Here is a 19,669-nt window from a genome sequence, read left to right on the forward strand (position 1 = left end):
TCAAGGGGTTCTTTTTTGAAATTAAATGTAAAGCTAAATGTAAAATAGGTATTTAGGCTGTTTCTATTTTTAATAATTTTTATTTAGGACAGTATTGATTTATAATAATTCATATTTATTTATTGGTCACTTTCCAAACAATAAAGTACAAATTTTATCTTCAATCGGATATTAAATAAGAAGCGTCGATGAATTAATCGTAATAAATTTAGAAAACAAAACCGAAAAGTGGCATTACAATTTAAAAAATAATACTTCACTTTCTAATATCATAAAGTTCAATCCTAAAAATGGAGAATTGACTTACTCAAATCCTGTTAAAATTCTACCTAATTAAAAAAATACTGCAGCTAACATAGAACTATGGTAACAAACAAATTTTCTATACCGTTTTTAACGAAAAATTTTCACTATACGGTTGCCCAGATTTCAATACCCCGAAACTCTGTTTCAAAAGTTTGTTGCATACCGCTATCATCCCTACTTTGCCACTCTTGCCCTTCCCTTTGATACGCTCATACAATGCCTTACAGCTCCCATTGTATATTATCCTTTATTGAATAAAAAAACGCACCTTAAAAAGATGCGTTTTAAATATATTTTAAACTGAAAACTACATCGTTTCCATCTTAAAGCTCATACTTTCAATAACTTTAAGAATTGCTTCAACCGTATCCATTGATGTTAAACAAGGTACACCATTTTCCACACTCATTCTTCTGATCTGGAAACCGTCTCTCTCAGACTGTTTTCCTTTCGTCATGGTATTGACCACATATTGTACTTTTCCTTTTTGGATTAAGTCGATCAGGTTCACATCTTCCTCTCCTATTTTGTAACCAATTTTACAAGGAATTCCCTGCTCTTCAAAGAATTTGGCTGTACCTTCTGTTGCCCAGATTCTAAAGCCAACTTCATGGAATCTTGATGCCAAATCTGCCGCTTCCTGCTTGTGCTTATCTGCTACAGTAAATAAAATTGAACCATGCATCGGCACTTTTCTTCCTGCTGCAACCAAGCCTTTATACAAAGCTTTTTCCAGAGTTGTATCTTTCCCCATTACTTCTCCTGTAGATTTCATTTCAGGGCCTAAAGAGATATCCACTTTTGTTAGTTTTGAGAAAGAAAATACCGGAACTTTTACGAAAACACCTTCTTTATTGGGAACCAATCCGTTTTTGTATCCTAAATCTGTCAGTTTTTGACCTAAAATTGCTTTTGTAGCCAAGTTTGCCATTGGAACATCGGTAATTTTAGATAAGAAAGGAACGGTTCTGGATGAACGTGGGTTTACTTCAATCACATAAACATTTCCTTCAAAAAGAACGTACTGAATGTTCATCAAACCAATTACATTTAAACCTTTCGCCAGTCTTTGAGTATAATCTACCAAAGTATCTATTTCTTTCTGAGAAACATTTTGAGGAGGATATACGGCAATAGAATCTCCGGAGTGAACTCCCGCTCTTTCAATATGCTCCATAATCCCTGGAATAATCACCGTTTCACCATCACAGATAGCATCTACTTCCACTTCTTTCCCTGTAATATACCGGTCTACCAACACAGGATGTTCCGGGCTTGCATCTACTGCAAACTCCATGTAATGAGCGAGTTCTGCTTCGGTGTACACAATTTCCATGGCTCTTCCGCCCAAAACATAACTTGGACGAACCAGCACCGGATAGCCAATTTCATTAGCGATAACAATAGCTTCTTCTTTCGAAGTTGAAGTTTTGCCTAAAGGTTGTGGAATACCCAATTCCTGAAGGGCTTTTTCAAACTTATCTCTGTTTTCGGCTCTGTCTAAATCTTCCAGAGAAGTTCCCAAAATCTGAACACCGTAAGCCGCTAATTTATCTGCCAGATTGATTGCGGTTTGTCCGCCAAACTGTACTACAACACCTTTTGGTTTTTCGAGGTCGATGATATTCATTACATCTTCTTCCGTTAAAGGCTCAAAGTATAATTTATCTGAAATTGAGAAGTCTGTAGAAACTGTTTCAGGGTTATTATTGATAATGATCGCTTCGTAACCCATTTCTTTGATCGCCCAAACGGAGTGAACCGTTGCATAATCAAACTCAACCCCCTGCCCGATTCTGATAGGTCCTGAACCCAAAACGATGATTTTTTCTTTATCGGAAACCACACTTTCGTTTTCTTCTTCGTAAGTTCCGTAGAAATATGGGGTTTCAGATTCGAATTCAGCGGCACAGGTATCTACCATTTTATATACAGGAACTATTCCGTTTTCTTTTCTGAAATTGTACACTTCACGCTGAGAAACTTCCCAGAGATGAGCAATATTTACATCTGCAAAGCCCAATTTTTTAGCTTCTGTAAGTATTTCTTTACTGAATTTGTTTTCGGCAATTGTTTTTTCAAAATCAATCAGTTTTTTGATTTTCCAGATGAAAAACTTATCTATTTTACTCCATTCTACAATCTGTTCCCAGCTGTAACCTCTTCGCAAAGCATCACCAATGATGAATAATCTTTCGTCATCGCAAACTCTGATTCTTCTTTCGATTTCTTCAGCAGTTAAAGCTTCGGCCTGTTTTGTTTTTAAACCAATATGTCTGATGCCGGTTTCTAGTGAACGGATGGCTTTCTGTAAAGATTCTTCAAAGTTTCTTCCGATTGCCATTACCTCGCCCGTCGCTTTCATCTGGGTTGATAATCTTCTGTCTGCAGTTTCAAATTTATCGAAAGGGAATCTAGGGAATTTAGTTACCACGTAATCCAAAGCCGGTTCAAAACAAGCATAAGTCTTTCCGGTAACCGGATTCATAATTTCATCCAGTGTTAATCCCACAGCGATTTTTGCAGCAATTTTAGCAATAGGATACCCTGTTGCTTTGGATGCTAATGCTGATGAACGGGAAACTCTCGGGTTTACTTCAATAATATAATAATCGAAAGAATGTGGGTCTAAAGCCAACTGAACATTACAACCTCCTTCAATTCCTAATGCTCTGATGATTTTTAGTGAAGCATTTCTCAAAAGCTGATATTCTCTATCTGAAAGCGTTTGTGAAGGTGCCACAACGATAGAATCTCCTGTGTGAACGCCTACCGGATCTATATTTTCCATGTTACAAACCACAATGGCGTTGTCGTTGGCATCACGCATTACTTCATATTCAATTTCTTTGAAACCTGCGATTGATTTTTCAATAAGACATTGGGTAACAGGGCTGTATTTTAAGCCTAATTCTGCAATTTCTTTCAATTCAGCTTCAGTGGCAGCGATACCACCGCCAGTTCCACCCATCGTAAATGCAGGACGCACAATAACCGGGTAGCCAATTTCATCCGCAAAACGAATTGCTCCTTCCACCGTATTTACAATATCTGACTCGGGTACAGGCTCGTTTAATTCTCTCATCAGTTCACGGAACAAATCTCTGTCTTCCGCTCTGTTGATGGCTGAAAGTTTGGTTCCCAATACTTCCACTTTACATTCTTCAAGAATTCCTGATTTCTCAAGTTCTACCGCCATATTGAGACCAGTTTGTCCGCCAAGAGTTGGTAAAAGTGCGTCAGGTCGTTCTTTTCTGATGATGTGACTTACAAATTGCAGCGAAATTGGTTCTATATAAACCTTATCTGCAATTTCCACATCCGTCATAATCGTTGCAGGATTTGAATTGATCAAAATTACCTTGTAGCCTTCTTCTTTCAAAGACAAACAAGCCTGAGTTCCTGCGTAATCAAATTCTGCCGCCTGACCAATAATGATAGGTCCTGAACCGATTACTAAAATTGTTTTTATATCTGTACGTTTTGCCATTTTAATTTTGATATGAGATGCTAGATGTCAGATTTCAGACTTTCCAGCGGTGTATTTTACTTTTTTAGATTAGATTTAAATGAATAAATCATTTTTTGAATTTCATTAAGATCTGATATTAGACTATTGACTTTTTCTGCATTTAGTAAATTTAATTCTCTTGTCAGAATTAATTGTGTCTGTAATTCAAAAGAGGAAGCATTTGCAATACCTAAAAAATGATAAAATTCTCTGTCATTATTTCTTCCTGCTCCTTCTGCAAAATTTGACGGAATTGAATTACACTCCATTTAATTTGAGAAATTAAACTAAATTTTTTATCTTTAGGTAACTCAGCACAAATTATATAGACTTTTTTTGCAAGTTCTATTGATTTCTGCCAAAATAATAATTTCTCAAAATTATGCATTGTAAAGTCTATTATCTGATGTCTAATGTCTGAAATCTAATTACTTCTTAAAACCTTCCATTAATTCAATAAACTCATCAAATAAATAATTCGCATCTTCTGGACCTGGGCTTGCTTCCGGGTGATACTGAACGGAGAAACAAGGATAAATTTTGTGTTTAAGACCTTCGTTTGTTCTGTCATTCAATGCGATATGGGTTTCAATTAAATCTGTTGCTTTAAGGCTTTCCTGATCTACAGCATATCCGTGATTTTGAGAAGTAATAGCCACAGTATTTTTCTCTAAATCTAAAACAGGATGGTTTCCTCCTCTGTGACCGAATTTTAATTTAAAAGTTTTTGCTCCGCAAGCCAAACCGATAAGCTGATGTCCTAAGCAAATACCGAAAATAGGGACTTTTCCTAAAATCCCTCTGATCATTTCAAGAGCGTGTTGGTTATCTTCAGGATCTCCTGGACCGTTTGAAAGCATTACTCCGTCCGGATTCATCAGCAGAATTTCTTCTGCAGTAACATCCTGAGAAACAACGGTAATATCACAATTTCTCTGAGATAATTCTCTGATTATCCCTAATTTGGATCCGAAATCTACAAGTACAACTTTAAGACCTCTCCCGGGATTTGCATAAGGCGTTTTAGTAGAAACCTGCTCTACCTGATTGGTAGGAAAGTTTGATGATTTTAATTCTGAAACTACTGTGCTTTCGTCTGCATCAGCGTTTACGATTTTTCCTTTCACGACACCGTAATTACGCAGAATTCTTGTGAGTCTTCGGGTATCAATTCCTGAAATACCTGAAAGATTTTTCTTTTTAAACAGTTCATCTAAAGTAATCTGAGTGCGGAAGTTGGAAGGAAGATCACAAAGTTCTTTTACAATAAGACCTTTAATTGCCGGCTCAATACTCTCATAATCATCTCTATTAATGCCATAGTTTCCGATAAGCGGATAGGTCATGCAAACAATCTGACCGCAGTAAGACGGGTCAGAGATCAGTTCCTGATACCCTGTCATTCCGGTATTGAAAACCACTTCTCCTGCGGTTTCCAATTCTGCTCCGAAACCTTCTCCGTGAAACACTTCACCGGACTCCAGTATTAATTTTTTCTTCATTTTTAACTTTTATCTCTTAATTATTTTGTTCTTAATTAAATTGGGGTTGCTTTATAGTATTTTTTTGTTAGACCACCCCGTCAAAATTCTTTGAATTTTGCCACCCCTCCAGAGGAGGGGAATCTCAGCCCACTTTTTACTTAAAAGTATGCCCTACTTTCTCCAAAGCTTCCTTTAAAATTGCCATTCTTGCAAAAACGCCGTTCTGCATTTGCCTGAAAACCCTTGAACGGTCACATTCTACCAAATCGGTATCAATTTCTACTCCTCGGTTGATGGGTGCGGGATGCATAATGATGGCTTCTTTTTTCATTGATTTTTCTCTTTCTTTCGTCAAACCATATTTTTTATGATATTCCGATGCGGAGAAACTCATTTTAGAATCGTGTCTTTCGTGCTGAATTCTAAGCAACATCAAAACATCTACTTCTTTAATCAGTTCATCAACATTCAAATAAGTACCATTAATAAGAGCACCTTCGTCAAACCATTGTTCCGGACCGGAAAAATATACTTTTGCACCCAATCTTCTTAAAGCTTCGGCATTAGAATTGGCTACGCGACTGTGCTTCACATCTCCTACGATTCCTACTTTTAATCCTTCAAATTTCCCGAATTCCTGATAAATGGTAAGCAGATCCAGCATACATTGCGAAGGATGATTGCCGGTTCCGTCGCCTCCATTGATGATCGGGATATTTATATTTTCAAGCTCATCAAAATACCTGTCTTTTTTATCTCTTATAACTACCAGATTCACCCCAATACTTTCTAAGGTTTTTACGGTATCATACAGGCTTTCACCTTTATTTACAGAACTGTGTGATGCATCGAAAGGAACAACCTGCAAGCCTAATTTTCTTTCAACAATATCAAAACTGGTTTTTGTTCTTGTGCTGTCTTCAAAGAAAAGATTTGAACAGAAAACTTCGCCTTCAATTTTTGAAGTTTTTCCGTTGGCAAAACTGAGTGCCTCGGTTAGTATTTTATTAATCCTTTCTGTACTTAGTTCGGTAATCGTAAACATAATATCTTAATTTTTGAACATAAAAAAAGCGAAGAAACATCTTCGCTTAAAATAAATAAATATCGTAAAGGGCGTCTTCGCCCGGTAATTCTAATGATATAAATACAGTGTTATTCATTCGGTGCAAAGATATAACAATTTTACAGATTTACAAAACAGAAACAAGATTTCATTAAAAAACATTAATCTCTCTTTATTTTGATTTATAAATCTTATTTTTGTTTCCAACTCAGATTTATATGGATTTAAAAGACAAAATGATTCTCAGCATTATTCAGGAAGATTCAACCTATTCTGTAAAAGAAATTTCAGAAAAGATTGGTCTTACCTTTACACCAACGTATGAGCGAATTAAGCAGCTGGAAAAAAATGGAATTATTGAGAAATATGTAGGTCTTCTTAACCGTGAAAAACTGGGTTTAAATATTGTTGTTTACTGTAATGTACGTTTGAAAGAACAATCTAAAAAAGTATTGGAAACCTTCGAGAAAAATATCATGCAGCATGATGAAGTTCAAGAAGTTATCAGTCTTTCGGGGGAATATGATTATATGCTCAAAATTATCGCCAAAGACATCAATTCTTATAATAATTTTACGGTAAATGTTATTTCAAACATTCCTAATATAGGGCAATATCACAGTTCAATTGTGTTGCATGAGGTGAAGAAATCTACGAAGTTTAAGATTGATTTGGATTAAATTTTTTTTAAAACATTATAGATGATTCGACTTCACTAAGCACATAAAGTTTTAGGTTAAAACCCTTATCCCAACAATTTGTTTTTCAGTTTATTAAACTGATATTCTATTTTATCCAGACAAAGATTTCCAATGCTTCCCTGATGAGTGTGGTCCAAATTGCCTGCTTTAAAATTAAACACATTATTTTCAATCTCCTGCCCTACTTTTACATAAGCATCACGGAATGAACTTCCGTTTTTTACTTCTTCATTAATTTTTTCTACACTGAAAAGGTACTGATACTTTTCATCTTCCAAAATCCTCTCTTTCACCTGAATATTTGGCAATGTATAGTTTAAAATCTCTAAACATTCTTTTAAGGAATCAATAGCAGGGAAAAGAATTTCTTTCGTAAGCTGCATATCACGATGATAGCCTGATGGAAGATTGCCCGTTAAAAGCATAAACTCGTTGGGAAGAGCCTGTATTCTGTTGCATCGTGCACGCACCAGTTCGAAAATATCCGGGTTTTTTTTATGGGGCATAATGCTGCTTCCGGTGGTAAACTCTTTCGGAAAACTGATAAAATCAAAATTCTGACTGAGATAAAGGCAAATATCATAAGAAAACTTCGCCAAAGTTCCTGCTAAAGCTGCCATTGCCATTGCCAGCATTTTTTCAGATTTTCCACGGGTCATTTGGGCGTAAATCGAATTGTAATTCATGGATTGAAAGCCTAAACTTGTAGTTGTGCTTTCACGGTTGATAGGAAAAGAAGATCCATAACCCGCCGCTGAACCCAAAGGATTCTTATTGATGATATTTTTTACTGACAATAGTATTTCCAGATCATCCGATAAAGCTTCTGCGTAAGCACTAAACCATAATCCGAATGATGAAGGCATTGCAATCTGAAAATGCGTATATCCCGGTAGTAAAACATGATTGTACTGCTCTGCTAGTCTGATCAACTGCTGAAAAAAATCGTCCGTTAAAGTGGTGATTTCCCGAATTTCGTCTAATAAGTAGAGTTTAATATCCAATAAAACCTGATCGTTTCTGGATCTTGCAGTATGGATTTTTTTTCCGGTATCGCCCAATTGTTCAATTAAAACAGATTCTATTTGGGAATGAATATCTTCTGCATTTTTATCTATAACAAAACTTCCTGATTCTATTTTGTTTAAAATTCCTTTCAGAACCGCTATGATCTGTTCAGATTCTTCATGAGAAATAATCCCGACTTCTGCGAGCATTTTACCGTGTGCCATAGATCCTTTTACATCATATTTTGCCAATCGTTCATCAAAATCCAGATCTTTGCCTACCGTAAATTTGTTAACTAATATATTGGTGGCATTATCGTCTTTTTGCCATATTTTTTTCATAAAAATTCTTTTTTTTGAAAGATGAAAGTGGGTACTGGAAATTTACTACCATCTGCTTTATCTTGCTTTATTAATTTGATTTTGTCATTCCGATGAATGAATTAAATTTCAATTTTCTTAACGCCTCTGTTTCCTAAGTCAATATTTTCGCACTTCAAAACTTCAAACTCCCCGCTTCTAGCCTATAAAACCTTCTCCAAAATCTTGATATAAATCTCAATTCCCTCTTCAATTTCTTGGATGTAAATAAATTCATCTGCGGTATGAGAACGTGTACTGTCGCCGGGACCAAGCTTTACAGATGTGCAAGGAATAATTGCCTGATCGGATGATGTTGGTGAACCGTAAGTTGTCCTACCAATCTCCAAACCAGCTTGTACAAACGGGTGATTCCTTTCAATTTTCGAAGAATTTAACCTGAAAGATCTTGCGGTTAAAACAGATTTCATCTGAGACTGGATGATTTCAAATACTTCCTGATTAGAATATTCATCGGTAACTCTTACATCAAGTGTAAAACTGCAGGATTCCGGAACTACATTATGCTGAACTCCGGCGTGAATTCCTGACAGTGTAACTTTAACTTCACCCAAATAATCTGAAATCTTCGGAAACCTGAAATTCAGAATATGCTGAAGATCTTCCATACATTTTACAATAGAATTATCGCTGTTCGGATGTGCTGCGTGAGAAGGCGTGCCTTTCATTTCACCGTCAATAACGAGCAGGCCTTTTTCTGCAATGGCAAGATTCATCTGTGTAGGCTCTCCAACGATGGCAAGTGTAATATTGGGTAATTGCGGAAACAGAGCCTCAATGCCATCTAACCCCGAAATTTCTTCCTCTGCCGTTAAAGCTATTATCAGATTATATTTCAGGTCTTCTTTATCATAAAAATTTAGAAAAACCTGAGCCAGAGAAACCAGAGAAGCTCCGGCATCATTACTTCCGAGACCAAACAATTTTCCTTCTTTTTCAAGCGGTACAAAAGGGTCTAAAGTATATGCTTTATTAGGTTTTACGGTATCGTGATGGGTATTGAGTAAAATAGAGGGCTTAAAAACATCAAAATTTTTATTGACTGCCCAAATATTGTTTTTGAAACGTTTGGCAGGGATTTGATGTTTCTTAAAAAAATTCTCTATTTCTACGGAAGTATTATATTCATCTTTGCTGAATGACGGAATTTCTATCAGTTTTTTCAGCAGTTCTACGGCATTATTCAGTAATTCTTCTTTATTATATACAGATTTCTGTTCCTGCATCATGATTTTCTATATGGTTTTTCAGTTTGGTTTCTTTGATTAAAAAAACGTTATTTACTTTATTTTTTACTGCTTCTAAAGCATTTTCTAGCTTGGGAAGGATGCCTTTATGCAGCTTATTATCTTCTTTCAGCTGAAAAAAATCTTCTTCAGAAATACGTTTAATAAGAGATTCAGACTGGTTTACATCTTCCAAAACGCCTTCTTTATCAAAACAGTACAGCAATTCTACATCATATTTAGCCGATAAAGCCTGAGCAATAACCGAAGCAATGGTATCTGCATTGGTATTAAAAAGATGCCCCTTTTTATCATGAGTAATCGCTGAAAATACAGGAACCAATTTAAGCTTTAACAATTTTGAAATAAGTTTTTTATTGATGCTTTTTTCATTGATGTCTCCTACAAATCCAAAATCTATTTCGGAATCTTCCCTTTTCGTGGCTTTAATGAGATTGGCATCAGCTCCGGAAAATCCAATGGCTTTGCACTTTTTCTGCTGAAGTTTAGCAACAATATTTTTGTTGATACTTCCCGCATATACCATCGCTACTACGTCTAATGTATCTTTATCGGTAATTCTTCTTCCGTTCACAAGCTTCTGCTCTATTCCTAATTTATCGGCTAAAGTAGTTGCCAGTTTTCCGCCGCCATGTACAAGGATTTTTTTCTCCTGAATTTCAGAAAACTGATCAAGAAATTGTTCCAACAAGCTTTCATCATCAATTAAAGCTCCGCCAATTTTTATGATGTATAATTTTTCTTTCATCTTTTATACATTTTCATAGGATTTCATCCTATATTTAAGTTGTTTTTTAGGGACTTTTTGTTAATTAGAACTCATTTCATCTAAAATTTCAGAAAAAACTGCCTGTGCAGAAAAAATGCGGTTTTTTGCCTGCTGATAAATGATAGAATTTTCACCATCCATCACTTCATCACTCAGTTCAACATTTCTACGAACCGGAAGACAGTGCATTACTTTTGCCTGATTGGTATTTTTCAGTTTTTCATTCGTAAGCATCCAGCTTTCTTTTACTTCGGGCATTTCCGCATAATCATCAAAAGACGACCAGTTTTTTACATAAATAAAATCTGCATCTTTCAATGCTTCATCCTGATTATGAATTACCTTTATATCTTTAGTGAAGTTTTTATCCAAATCATACCCTTCCGGATTAGTAATTACAAAATCTACATCCATTTGCTGCATCCATTCAGTAAAAGAATTTCCTACGGCATGAGCAATCGGTTTAATGTGTGGAGCCCATGTTAAAACCACTTTTGGCTTACGCTTTTCTTGCCAGTTTTCTGTAATAGTGATGCAGTCTGCCAAACTCTGTAAAGGATGACGTGTTGCAGATTCCAACGAAATAACCGGAACTTTGGCGTAACGTTCAAACTGACTCAGAATACTTTCATTCACATCATCTTCCTTATTTTTAAGCCCGGCAAAGCATCTTACTGCAATGATATCGCAATACTGATTCAGCACCTCAATGGCATCTTTTGTATGTTCTACGGTGTCTCCATTCATTACCGAGCCATCTGCAAATTCTAAATTCCAGGCTTCCTGAGCGGCATTTAAAGTCAAAACATTTAATCCTAGATTCTGAGCCGCAATCTGGCTGCTTAAACGCGTTCTCAGACTTGAATTTAAAAATACAAGTCCAATGGTTTTCCCTTTTCCCTTTTCGGGTTCAGAATGTGGATTTTCTTTAATTTTTAGGGCTTTTTTTATGATTTCCTGCAAGTTTTCAACATCACTTACAGAGGTGAATTTTTTCATTTGAGAATTTTTATTTTTTCAATGGACAAATGGAATATCCATTTCATTTTGAATTGATTTGTTTTATCACAAAAAATTATAATAAATAAAAGTTAATGTAAGTTTTAAAAAGTTTTTGTGCCTTTTGATTTTTATGATTAATTAAAGATTTTGTAAAACAGTTTTTAAAGCACCAATAAATAAATCAGTTTCTTCTTTTTTTATGTTAAGTGCCGGAAGAATCCTCAAAACCCTATTATCACTGGCATTTCCGGTAAAAATATGATGATTGTACAACAGGCTGTTTCGTACTTCTGCGCAATTTCTATTTAATTCAATTCCCATCATCAGTCCTTTTCTCCTGATATTTTTAATGTGTGGAAAATCTTTAATTTCATTTTCAATATACTCACCCATTTTCTTAGAGTTTTCGAGAAGATTTTCATCTTTCATTACATCCAAAACTGCAATTGCGGCAACGCACGCCAGATGATTTCCGCCAAAAGTAGTTCCCAGCAAACCATTGCTCGCCTGAAATTTAGGATGAATTAAAACCCCGCCAATAGGAAAACCATTCCCCATGCCTTTTGCTGTGGTAATAATGTCTGCCTCAACTCCAAACTCCTGATGTGCAAAGAAATAACCGCTTCTGCCGTACCCCGACTGTACTTCATCCAAAATTAAAACTGCATTATGTTTTTCGCAGAACTCTTTTATTTTGCTTAAAAATTCGGCTGTGGGAATCATAATTCCGGCAACTCCCTGAATTCCTTCAATAATTACAGATGAAATTTCGTTCCCTTGTTTTTCAAAAACCTTTTCAAGCTGCTCAATATCATTCCATTCCGATTTAATAAATCTTTCGTCATAGTTTACCGGAGCAACAATTTTTGGATTGTCGGTCACCGAAACGGCTGCGGATGTTCTCCCATGAAATGAACCTGAAAAATAAAGAACTTTTTTCTTACCATTGTGAAAGGAAGCGAGCTTCAAAGCATTTTCGTTGGCTTCAGCTCCAGAATTGCATAAAAATAAATTGTAATCTTCCAGACCTGAAAGTTTTCCTAATTTTTCTGCTAATTCGGTTTGCAGCGCATTTTGAACCGAGTTTGAATAGAACGAAATTTTATCCAGCTGCTCTTTTAATCTGCTTTGATAATGCGGATGATTGTGCCCAATGGAAATAACGGCATGACCACCATAGAAATCAAGATATTTTTCTCCTTTATCATCCCAAAGAAATGATCCCTGAGCTTTTACAGGATTTATGTTGAATAATGGATATACGTTGAATAAATTCATGTTTTTGATTATTGTTGGTTGATAACTTCATCTGTAATATTATCTTTTGTCTTGAAACAAAAGAAACAAAAATTCAAGACTAGGAAACTTCCGCTAAAAATTTAAATTAAATCCTAAAATTCCCAAAACTCGCACGAATTAAAGATTTGTTCTTCGGTTGAAAATTTATCTCGTGCTCAAACAATAGGAATTTCTTAACGGATTAAATTTTAATTTTTTTAACGCTCCATTTTCCTATGTCATTTTAATTCGAGCTTTTACAATTCACCATTAACTTGTAGCTTATTGATATTAAAACGCAATGGGTTTTAGGTTTAATCCTATATTTTCTTCCCAACCCATAGCAATATTCATATTCTGAACGGCCTGTCCGGAAGCTCCTTTCAGCAGATTATCTATTGTGGAGTGTATTACGGCAAAATTTTTGTTTTTTTCAATCTGAATAACACAGCGATTCGTGTTAATGACCTGCTTTAAATCAACAGGTTTTTCGCTGATGGTTACAAATGGCTGGTCTTTAAAAAAATCCTGAAATATACCTTGCAATTCTGATAATTCTAAATCTGTCTTGATGGTTGAACTGGTAAAAATTCCTCTTGCAAAATCTCCTCTCCATGGGACAAAATTCAGGCTAATTTCATAGTTGTTAAACGTTAAAAGTTGCTGCAAAATCTCGTCTACATGCTGATGCGTTAAAGTTTTGTATGCTGAAATGTTATCATTTCTCCATGTAAAATGTGTGGTTAGCTGTAAAGACTGTCCGGCTCCTGTAGAGCCCGTAATTCCTGTGGTATAAACCTCAGTCAAAAGACCTTTTTGAGCTAATGGAAGTAATGCCAACTGGATTGCCGTGGCAAAACAGCCGGGATTGGCGATACTTTTAGCACCAATCAGTTGTTTTTTGTTGATTTCCGGGAGACCGTAGATAAATTTTCTGTTGCTGAAATTTCCGTTCAGGCGAAAATCATTTCCGAGATCAATAATCAGGGTTTCTTCCTTTACAGGATTCTGGGTAAGCCAATGAACACTTTCTTTATGCGGAAGACACAGAAAAAGAATGTCTACGTCCTGAAAGGTATCTGTTAAAACCATTTCGCAAACCGATTCTAAATCCGGATATATATCTGAAATTTTTTTACCCGAATGGGATCTGCTATACAAAAAATGTATAGTAACGTGAGGATGATAAGCCAGCAGACGAACCAACTCGCTTCCCGTATAACCATTGGCGCCTATAATTCCTGCTGTTTTTATTTTTTGATGATTAACCATTGTTTAGAAAAATTATTTTTTACAGGATTTTTCTTTCCTGCTTTACTCCGTCTTTTTTAAACTTTTTTGCAGCCCGACTTGAGCGGAAATCCTTTTGCGAGGAGGAACGACGAGCTAAAGATTGGCAGCGGAAGGCGGATAAAGCTGCCCAAATCTTATTTATTAATCTGGTGGTATATGTTTAATGAATTGCTGAGTATTTTTGTGTAGCCTTTCACATCATCGCCTGTCCACGCTCTGTTGGCCTCGCCATAACTTCCGAATTTGTCTGACATTAGATCGTGGTCTGACTCAATTCCGTTTAAAATAAACCTGTATGGATGAAGGGTTACAAATACTTTTCCGCTAACGTTTTTTTGAGAATCTTCCAGGAAAGATTCTATATTTCTCATTACCGGATCTAAGAAAAGTGCCTCGTGAAGCCAGTTTCCGTACCAATCTGATAGTTGGGATTTCATCATCTGCTGATATTTCGAAAGGGTATGTTTTTCCAGCAAATGATGTGCTTTAATGATGACTAAAGCCGCCGCAGCTTCGAAACCGACTCTTCCTTTAATACCCACAATTGTATCTCCTACGTGAATATCTCGACCGATCCCGTAAACCGAAGCTAATTTTTCAATTTTCTGGATGGCAGATACCGGATGTTCAAAATGTTCTCCGTTTACGGCAGTAATTTCTCCGTTTTTAAACTCAATTTCAAGTTCTGAAGGCTCACTTTTTTCGATTTGAGAAGGAAAAGCTTCTTCCGGAAGATAATTTCTTGAAGTTAAAGTTTCTTTTCCGCCTACAGAAGTCCCCCAAAGTCCTTTGTTTACAGAGTATTGTGCTTTCTGGAAATCTGTTTCGTATCCGTAGTTTTTAAGAAATTCAATTTCTTCTTCCCGGGATAAAGACTGATCCCGAATCGGGGTGATAATTTCTACACTGGGGCACATTACCTGAAAAATCAAGTCAAAACGAACCTGATCATTTCCTGCTCCTGTACTTCCGTGGGCAATAGCATCTGCACCAATTTTGTCAGCAAATTTTGCAATTTCCTGAGCCTGAATTGTACGTTCTGCACTTACTGACAAAGGATATGTGTTATTTTTAAGAATATTGCCGAAAATTAAATATTTTACACAAGAATTGTAATAATCTTGCTGCGCATCTACGCACCAGTATTCTTTCACGCCAAGTTTCAGAGCTCTTTTCTCTAATTCCTTTTCTTCATCTTTACTAAACCCTCCTGTATTTACAGTAACGGCGTAAACCTCATAACCCAATACTTCACTCAGATACTTTGCACAGTAAGAAGTATCTAAACCTCCACTAAATGCTAATACTACTTTCTTTGTCATTATTTAATTTGATTTCCGACTGCGAAACAGCAGCTTCTTTATTTTGATTTTTTTCAGGAACGAATAACATTGCGGTGCATAAACAGTTTTTCCGTTCTTTTTTCATTAAAATTTCGTAATTAACGCAATTTTTACAGCTGTTCCAGAATTCTTCATCCTGAGTGAGCTCAGAATAAATTACAGGTTTATAGCCTAAATCGCTGTTAATTTTCATTACTGCCAATCCTGTAGTTAAGCCAAAAATTTTAGCATTGGGGTATTTTTCCCGGGATAACTGAAATACCCTTTCCTTAATAAGCGTTGCCGCTCCCCTTTCTCTGAATTTTGGCGAAACAATAAGTCCGGAATTGGCAACAAACTGACGGTGAGACCAGGTTTCTATATAGCAGAATCCTACCCATTCACCATTTTCGGAAGCAATTACCGCATTACCTTCCAGTATTTTCTTACTCAAATATTCTATGGAACGTTTTGCTATACCCGTCCCTCTGCGCTGAGCAGAATCGTACATTTCCTGTTGTATTTCACTCACATACATTAAATGCATAACTGAGGAAACTTCTATTTCCATTTATTTATCTAAATTTTTTGGCAAATTTAAAATATTATTACTTTGAAAAACAAATTAAAAAGATATTTTTATTGAATTAAGTTAATAAACAGGTAATTTTATCTTTAAGTTAATTTAATATTTTGCTAAATTATTATACATTTGCTAAAATTATATATTTATGGAAAATATCTGCCCTAAATGTAATGGAAATAAGATTGTAAAAAGTGGAATTGTTAATGAAAAACAGAGATTTAACTGTAAAGATTGTAATTACTTCTTTACCGTAAAAAAACTTGGGAAACAGATTGATGATTATTATGTAACAAAAGCCTTACAACTTTATCTTGAGGGTTTAAGCTTCCGGGAGATTGAAAGAATTATAGGAGTTTCTCATGTTACCATAAGTTCATGGATTAAAAAATACAACATTACAAGACCTCCACATTCTGATTTTCATCCTGTATATAAAATTTTGAAACAAAATGAGTTAATAGAATATATGAGTAAGGAAGAAAACATAAAAAATTCAGGATTAATCATTACTCAATTCGCAGATAAATATATGCTTATAAAATGGGAAAGATTTAAAAAATAATATAAGGATATATAATAACTATACATTAAGCATAAATATATATTAAATTTTCACAAACAAATTATTAATTACAATTTGGCTTTCACAAAATAACAGCCAAAAAATTAATAATTTATGAAGAAATTACTAAGTTTTATTGGATTAGCTTTAATCAGCAGTTCTTTATATTCACAGGGATCTCCGGAGTACGGAAATGGTTTAAAAATAAATCTTAATCCTGATGGTAATAAATATGTCAGATTCATTCTTTGGGATCAGTTCTGGATAAGGAACACCCAAATGAATCCCGGAAGTATGGTGGGCGGTGAGCCTACAGACAATACTTGGAATTTAGGAAACAGACGTGCGCGTATGTTGGCTTACGCACAGATTTCTAAAAGATATATGATTGTAGCGCATTTCGGAGTGAACAACCAGACCTTCATCAACGGTGGAGCCAATGGGACATCGGGAACGGGCGGTTACGGAAACGGAAAAAAACCACAACTTTTTTTTCATGACGCCTGGAACGAATATGCAGTCTTAATGCCGGGTGAAGCAGGTAAATTCAGCTTAACTCTGGGAGGTGGTCTACATTATTACATGGGACTTTCCCGAATGACTATGACTTCAACTTTAAATTTCCTAACGTTAGATTCTCCTATTTTCAGTTGGCCTTTAATAGATAATTCTGATCAGTTTGCAAGACAAATGGGAGTTTTTGCAAAGGGTAAATACGGTAAATTTGAATATAGAATGAGTTTAAACAAACCATTTGCCACAGATCTTACACCTGTAAACACCACCAATAGTGCCAATGCGGTAGCGGTTGATAATAACGGAAATCCCCACTGGTCTAAGGCCGGATATTTTGAATATCAGTTTTTGGACAGCGAATCTAATCTTTTACCTTTCAAGGTTGGTTCTTATCTCGGAACAAAAAAAGTTTTCAATATTGGAGCCGGATTTTATCATCAGGCACAGGGAACCAGAACTTCTGTTAATTCTACTATAGAAAAACATGACATTACTTTACTTTCTGTAGATGCTTTTGCCGATATTCCTTTAGGACAGGCAAAAAATAAGATGGCAATTTCTGCTTATGCGGGATATTTCAACTATAATTTTGGTCCGAATTACCTGAGAAATCTAGGAACGATGAACATTGCAGCTAACGATCCTAATTTCGTAGGTCAGAGAGCCATCGCAGGACCCGGTAATTTACAGCCGATGATCGGGACAGGAAATGTAATCTATGCTCAAGCCGGTTTGTTATTACCAAGCCAGGCAGAAAAACCAAAAATAAGAATTCAGCCGTTTGCAGCTTATACACACAAAAACTTTGATGCCTTAGATAAGCCATCATCACAATTTGATGTGGGAGCCAACTGGTTTTTAGATGGTCATCATGCAAAAATTACTACACAGTATTCTACAAGACCAGTCTACACAAGTGCCACCGAAAGCCCTACATCTAAAGGAGAATTTATACTTCAACTTCAGGTTTATTTATAAGAAATAATTAAAATTTATAACAAAAAATCTAATAATATGAGCGAACAACATCATGATGCTTATCAAAACATGACAGATAAGCAGAAAAACCGCACCATCTGGAGTGTAATTACTGCCTCTTCCCTCGGGACACTTATAGAATGGTATGATTTTTATATTTTCGGAAGCCTGGCCGTGGTTTTGGCAACAAAATTCTTTCCGGCAGACAATCCAACTGCCGCTTTCTTATCAACCTTGGCGACGTTTGCCGCAGGATTTGTAGTTAGACCTTTCGGAGCTTTGTTTTTCGGAAGACTGGGAGATCTTATCGGTAGAAAATATACTTTCTTGGTAACACTTTTAATTATGGGGTTCTCTACTTTCTTAATTGGGTGTATCCCGGGATATGAAACTATAGGATTTATGGCTCCTGTTTTGGTTTTAATTTTAAGACTTTTACAAGGTTTGGCTTTAGGGGGAGAATATGGCGGTGCTGCAACTTATGTCGCAGAATACGCTCAGCCTAACCGAAGAGGCTATTGGACTTCATGGATCCAGACTACGGCTACTGCAGGGCTTTTTATTTCGCTTATTGTAATCTTGGTGACCAAAAGCTCACTTTCTACAGAGAGTTTTGATAACTGGGGATGGAGAGTTCCTTTCTGGATTTCAATTTTAATGGTGGGCGTATCTTACATCATCAGAAAAAACATGAAAGAATCTCCGCTTTTTGCTAAGGCTAAAAGTGAGGGAAAAACATCTAAAAATCCTTTAAAAGAAAGTTTCGGGAATAAGTTCAACTTCAAATTTGTTTTGCTTGCTTTGTTCGGAGCTGCTATGGGACAGGGTGTGATTTGGTACACAGGTCAGTTCTACGCAATGAGCTTCCTTCAAAAGGTAATGAATGTAGAATCTATTCAGGTAGATTATTTAATGGCAACTGCTTTGCTTCTGGGAACTCCATTTTTTGTTTTCTTCGGTTGGCTTTCTGATAAAGTGGGAAGAAAAGCCATTATGATGACGGGAATGCTGATCGCTATTCTGGCTTACAGACCTATTTATGATAAAATGTTTAAAAGTGTAGATCTCAAAACAAAAACTGTTGCAGAAAGTGGTTTAGTTGAAAAAAGAACCGCAAAAATTCATGATAAAATTGCTACAGACAGCTTAATTACTTTCCATAAAGAAACACTTTACACAGACGGCACTTTGGCTAAAAAAGACAGTATTGTACACTGGTCACCAAGCGGACCAGTAATGACAGACGGAAAAGCTGAAGAAGCAAAAGTTTCAAAATCGATTACAATAAACGACAGTACAAAATGGTCATTGGTATTTTTAGTATTTATTCAGGTTATTTTTGTAACGATGGTTTACGGTCCTATTGCGGCATTTTTAGTAGAAATGTTCCCGGTAAGAATTCGCTACACTTCAATGTCTCTTCCTTATCATATCGGAAACGGAGTTTTTGGAGGTTTACTTCCTGCTGTTGCAACCTATCTTGTTACCACAGGTAAAGATGCAGGACATCCAACGTGGTATCTGGAAGGTCTTTGGTACCCTATAGGAGTGGCAGCGGTCTGTCTTATCATCGGATTAATTTATCTGAAAAATAAAAACAGCAATATCCACGATTAATACAGCATTTCACAAAAAAAATTACTAATTTTAAATCTAACAA

At 35.8% G+C, this 19,669-nt stretch carries 15 protein-coding genes and 1 pseudogene; 4 read left to right on the plus strand and 12 right to left on the minus strand.

The features are described 5' to 3' along the window. Positions 1 to 613 precede the first annotated feature (613 nt). The 4 genes and pseudogenes from carB to IV513_RS08705 form a co-directional block, all read right to left on the minus strand. The gene (carB, locus tag IV513_RS08690) at positions 614 to 3,796 is read right to left on the minus strand and encodes a carbamoyl-phosphate synthase large subunit (RefSeq protein WP_209390186.1); all 3,183 of its coding nucleotides are present in this window, start codon (positions 3,794 to 3,796) and stop codon (positions 614 to 616) included. 56 nt (positions 3,797 to 3,852) lie between these two features. Beyond that, a pseudogene (locus IV513_RS08695) lies at positions 3,853 to 4,205 on the minus strand (four helix bundle protein). A 40-nt stretch (positions 4,206 to 4,245) separates the two neighbouring features. After that, entirely contained in the window at positions 4,246 to 5,319 is a 1,074-nt protein-coding gene (gene carA / locus IV513_RS08700) for a glutamine-hydrolyzing carbamoyl-phosphate synthase small subunit (RefSeq protein WP_209390187.1), read from the minus strand. 136 nt (positions 5,320 to 5,455) lie between these two features. Continuing rightward, a complete protein-coding gene (locus IV513_RS08705) occupies positions 5,456 to 6,346 on the minus strand; it encodes an aspartate carbamoyltransferase catalytic subunit (protein ID WP_209390188.1) in 891 nt (296 codons plus the stop codon). Positions 6,347 to 6,585: 239 nt separating this feature from the next. Here IV513_RS08705 and IV513_RS08710 point away from each other — a divergent pair, with 239 nt between their 5' ends. Beyond that, positions 6,586 to 7,047 (plus strand): Lrp/AsnC family transcriptional regulator, encoded by a 462-nt coding sequence (locus tag IV513_RS08710; protein ID WP_209390189.1) that lies wholly within the window; start codon positions 6,586 to 6,588, stop codon positions 7,045 to 7,047. Between the two features lie 65 nt (positions 7,048 to 7,112). Here the strand turns inward: IV513_RS08710 and argH are convergent, their stop codons facing one another. From argH to IV513_RS08750, 8 genes are all read right to left on the minus strand, one after another. Then, positions 7,113 to 8,417: an argininosuccinate lyase gene (gene argH, locus IV513_RS08715; protein WP_209390190.1), complete on the minus strand. Its 1,305-nt coding sequence runs from the start codon at positions 8,415 to 8,417 to the stop codon at positions 7,113 to 7,115. Between the two features lie 182 nt (positions 8,418 to 8,599). Beyond that, a complete protein-coding gene (locus tag IV513_RS08720; protein WP_209390210.1) occupies positions 8,600 to 9,682 on the minus strand; it encodes a M20 family metallo-hydrolase in 1,083 nt (360 codons plus the stop codon). After that, positions 9,657 to 10,451, minus strand: coding sequence for an acetylglutamate kinase (gene argB, locus IV513_RS08725; protein ID WP_209390191.1), 795 nt, complete (start codon positions 10,449 to 10,451; stop codon positions 9,657 to 9,659). The genes IV513_RS08720 and argB overlap by 26 nt, the downstream gene beginning before the upstream one ends. A 60-nt stretch (positions 10,452 to 10,511) precedes the next feature. Further along, entirely contained in the window at positions 10,512 to 11,471 is a 960-nt protein-coding gene (locus IV513_RS08730; RefSeq protein ID WP_209390192.1) for an acetylornithine carbamoyltransferase, read from the minus strand. A gap of 141 nt (positions 11,472 to 11,612) precedes the next feature. Next, on the minus strand, positions 11,613 to 12,752 hold the full coding sequence (locus IV513_RS08735; protein ID WP_209390193.1) for an aspartate aminotransferase family protein: 1,140 nt from the start codon (positions 12,750 to 12,752) through the stop codon (positions 11,613 to 11,615). A 291-nt stretch (positions 12,753 to 13,043) separates the two neighbouring features. Beyond that, a complete protein-coding gene (argC, locus tag IV513_RS08740) occupies positions 13,044 to 14,024 on the minus strand; it encodes an N-acetyl-gamma-glutamyl-phosphate reductase (protein ID WP_209390194.1) in 981 nt (326 codons plus the stop codon). Between the two features lie 155 nt (positions 14,025 to 14,179). Further along, on the minus strand, positions 14,180 to 15,367 hold the full coding sequence (locus IV513_RS08745; protein ID WP_209390195.1) for an argininosuccinate synthase: 1,188 nt from the start codon (positions 15,365 to 15,367) through the stop codon (positions 14,180 to 14,182). Further along, the gene (locus tag IV513_RS08750) at positions 15,339 to 15,938 is read right to left on the minus strand and encodes a GNAT family N-acetyltransferase (protein ID WP_209390196.1); all 600 of its coding nucleotides are present in this window, start codon (positions 15,936 to 15,938) and stop codon (positions 15,339 to 15,341) included. The genes IV513_RS08745 and IV513_RS08750 overlap by 29 nt, the downstream gene beginning before the upstream one ends. A 160-nt stretch (positions 15,939 to 16,098) precedes the next feature. Between IV513_RS08750 and IV513_RS08755 the strand changes: the two genes are divergently transcribed. From IV513_RS08755 to IV513_RS08765, 3 genes are all read left to right on the plus strand, one after another. Beyond that, entirely contained in the window at positions 16,099 to 16,515 is a 417-nt protein-coding gene (locus IV513_RS08755; RefSeq protein ID WP_209390197.1) for a helix-turn-helix domain-containing protein, read from the plus strand. Positions 16,516 to 16,629: 114 nt separating this feature from the next. Continuing rightward, complete coding sequence (locus IV513_RS08760) at positions 16,630 to 18,009, plus strand: porin (protein ID WP_209390198.1); 1,380 nt, start codon at positions 16,630 to 16,632, stop codon at positions 18,007 to 18,009. Between the two features lie 36 nt (positions 18,010 to 18,045). Beyond that, complete coding sequence (locus tag IV513_RS08765; RefSeq protein ID WP_209390199.1) at positions 18,046 to 19,626, plus strand: MFS transporter; 1,581 nt, start codon at positions 18,046 to 18,048, stop codon at positions 19,624 to 19,626. Positions 19,627 to 19,669: the final 43 nt, after the last annotated feature.

Source organism: Chryseobacterium sp. RR2-3-20, from assembly GCF_017808115.1.
GTDB lineage: Bacteria > Bacteroidota > Bacteroidia > Flavobacteriales > Weeksellaceae > Chryseobacterium > Chryseobacterium oryzae.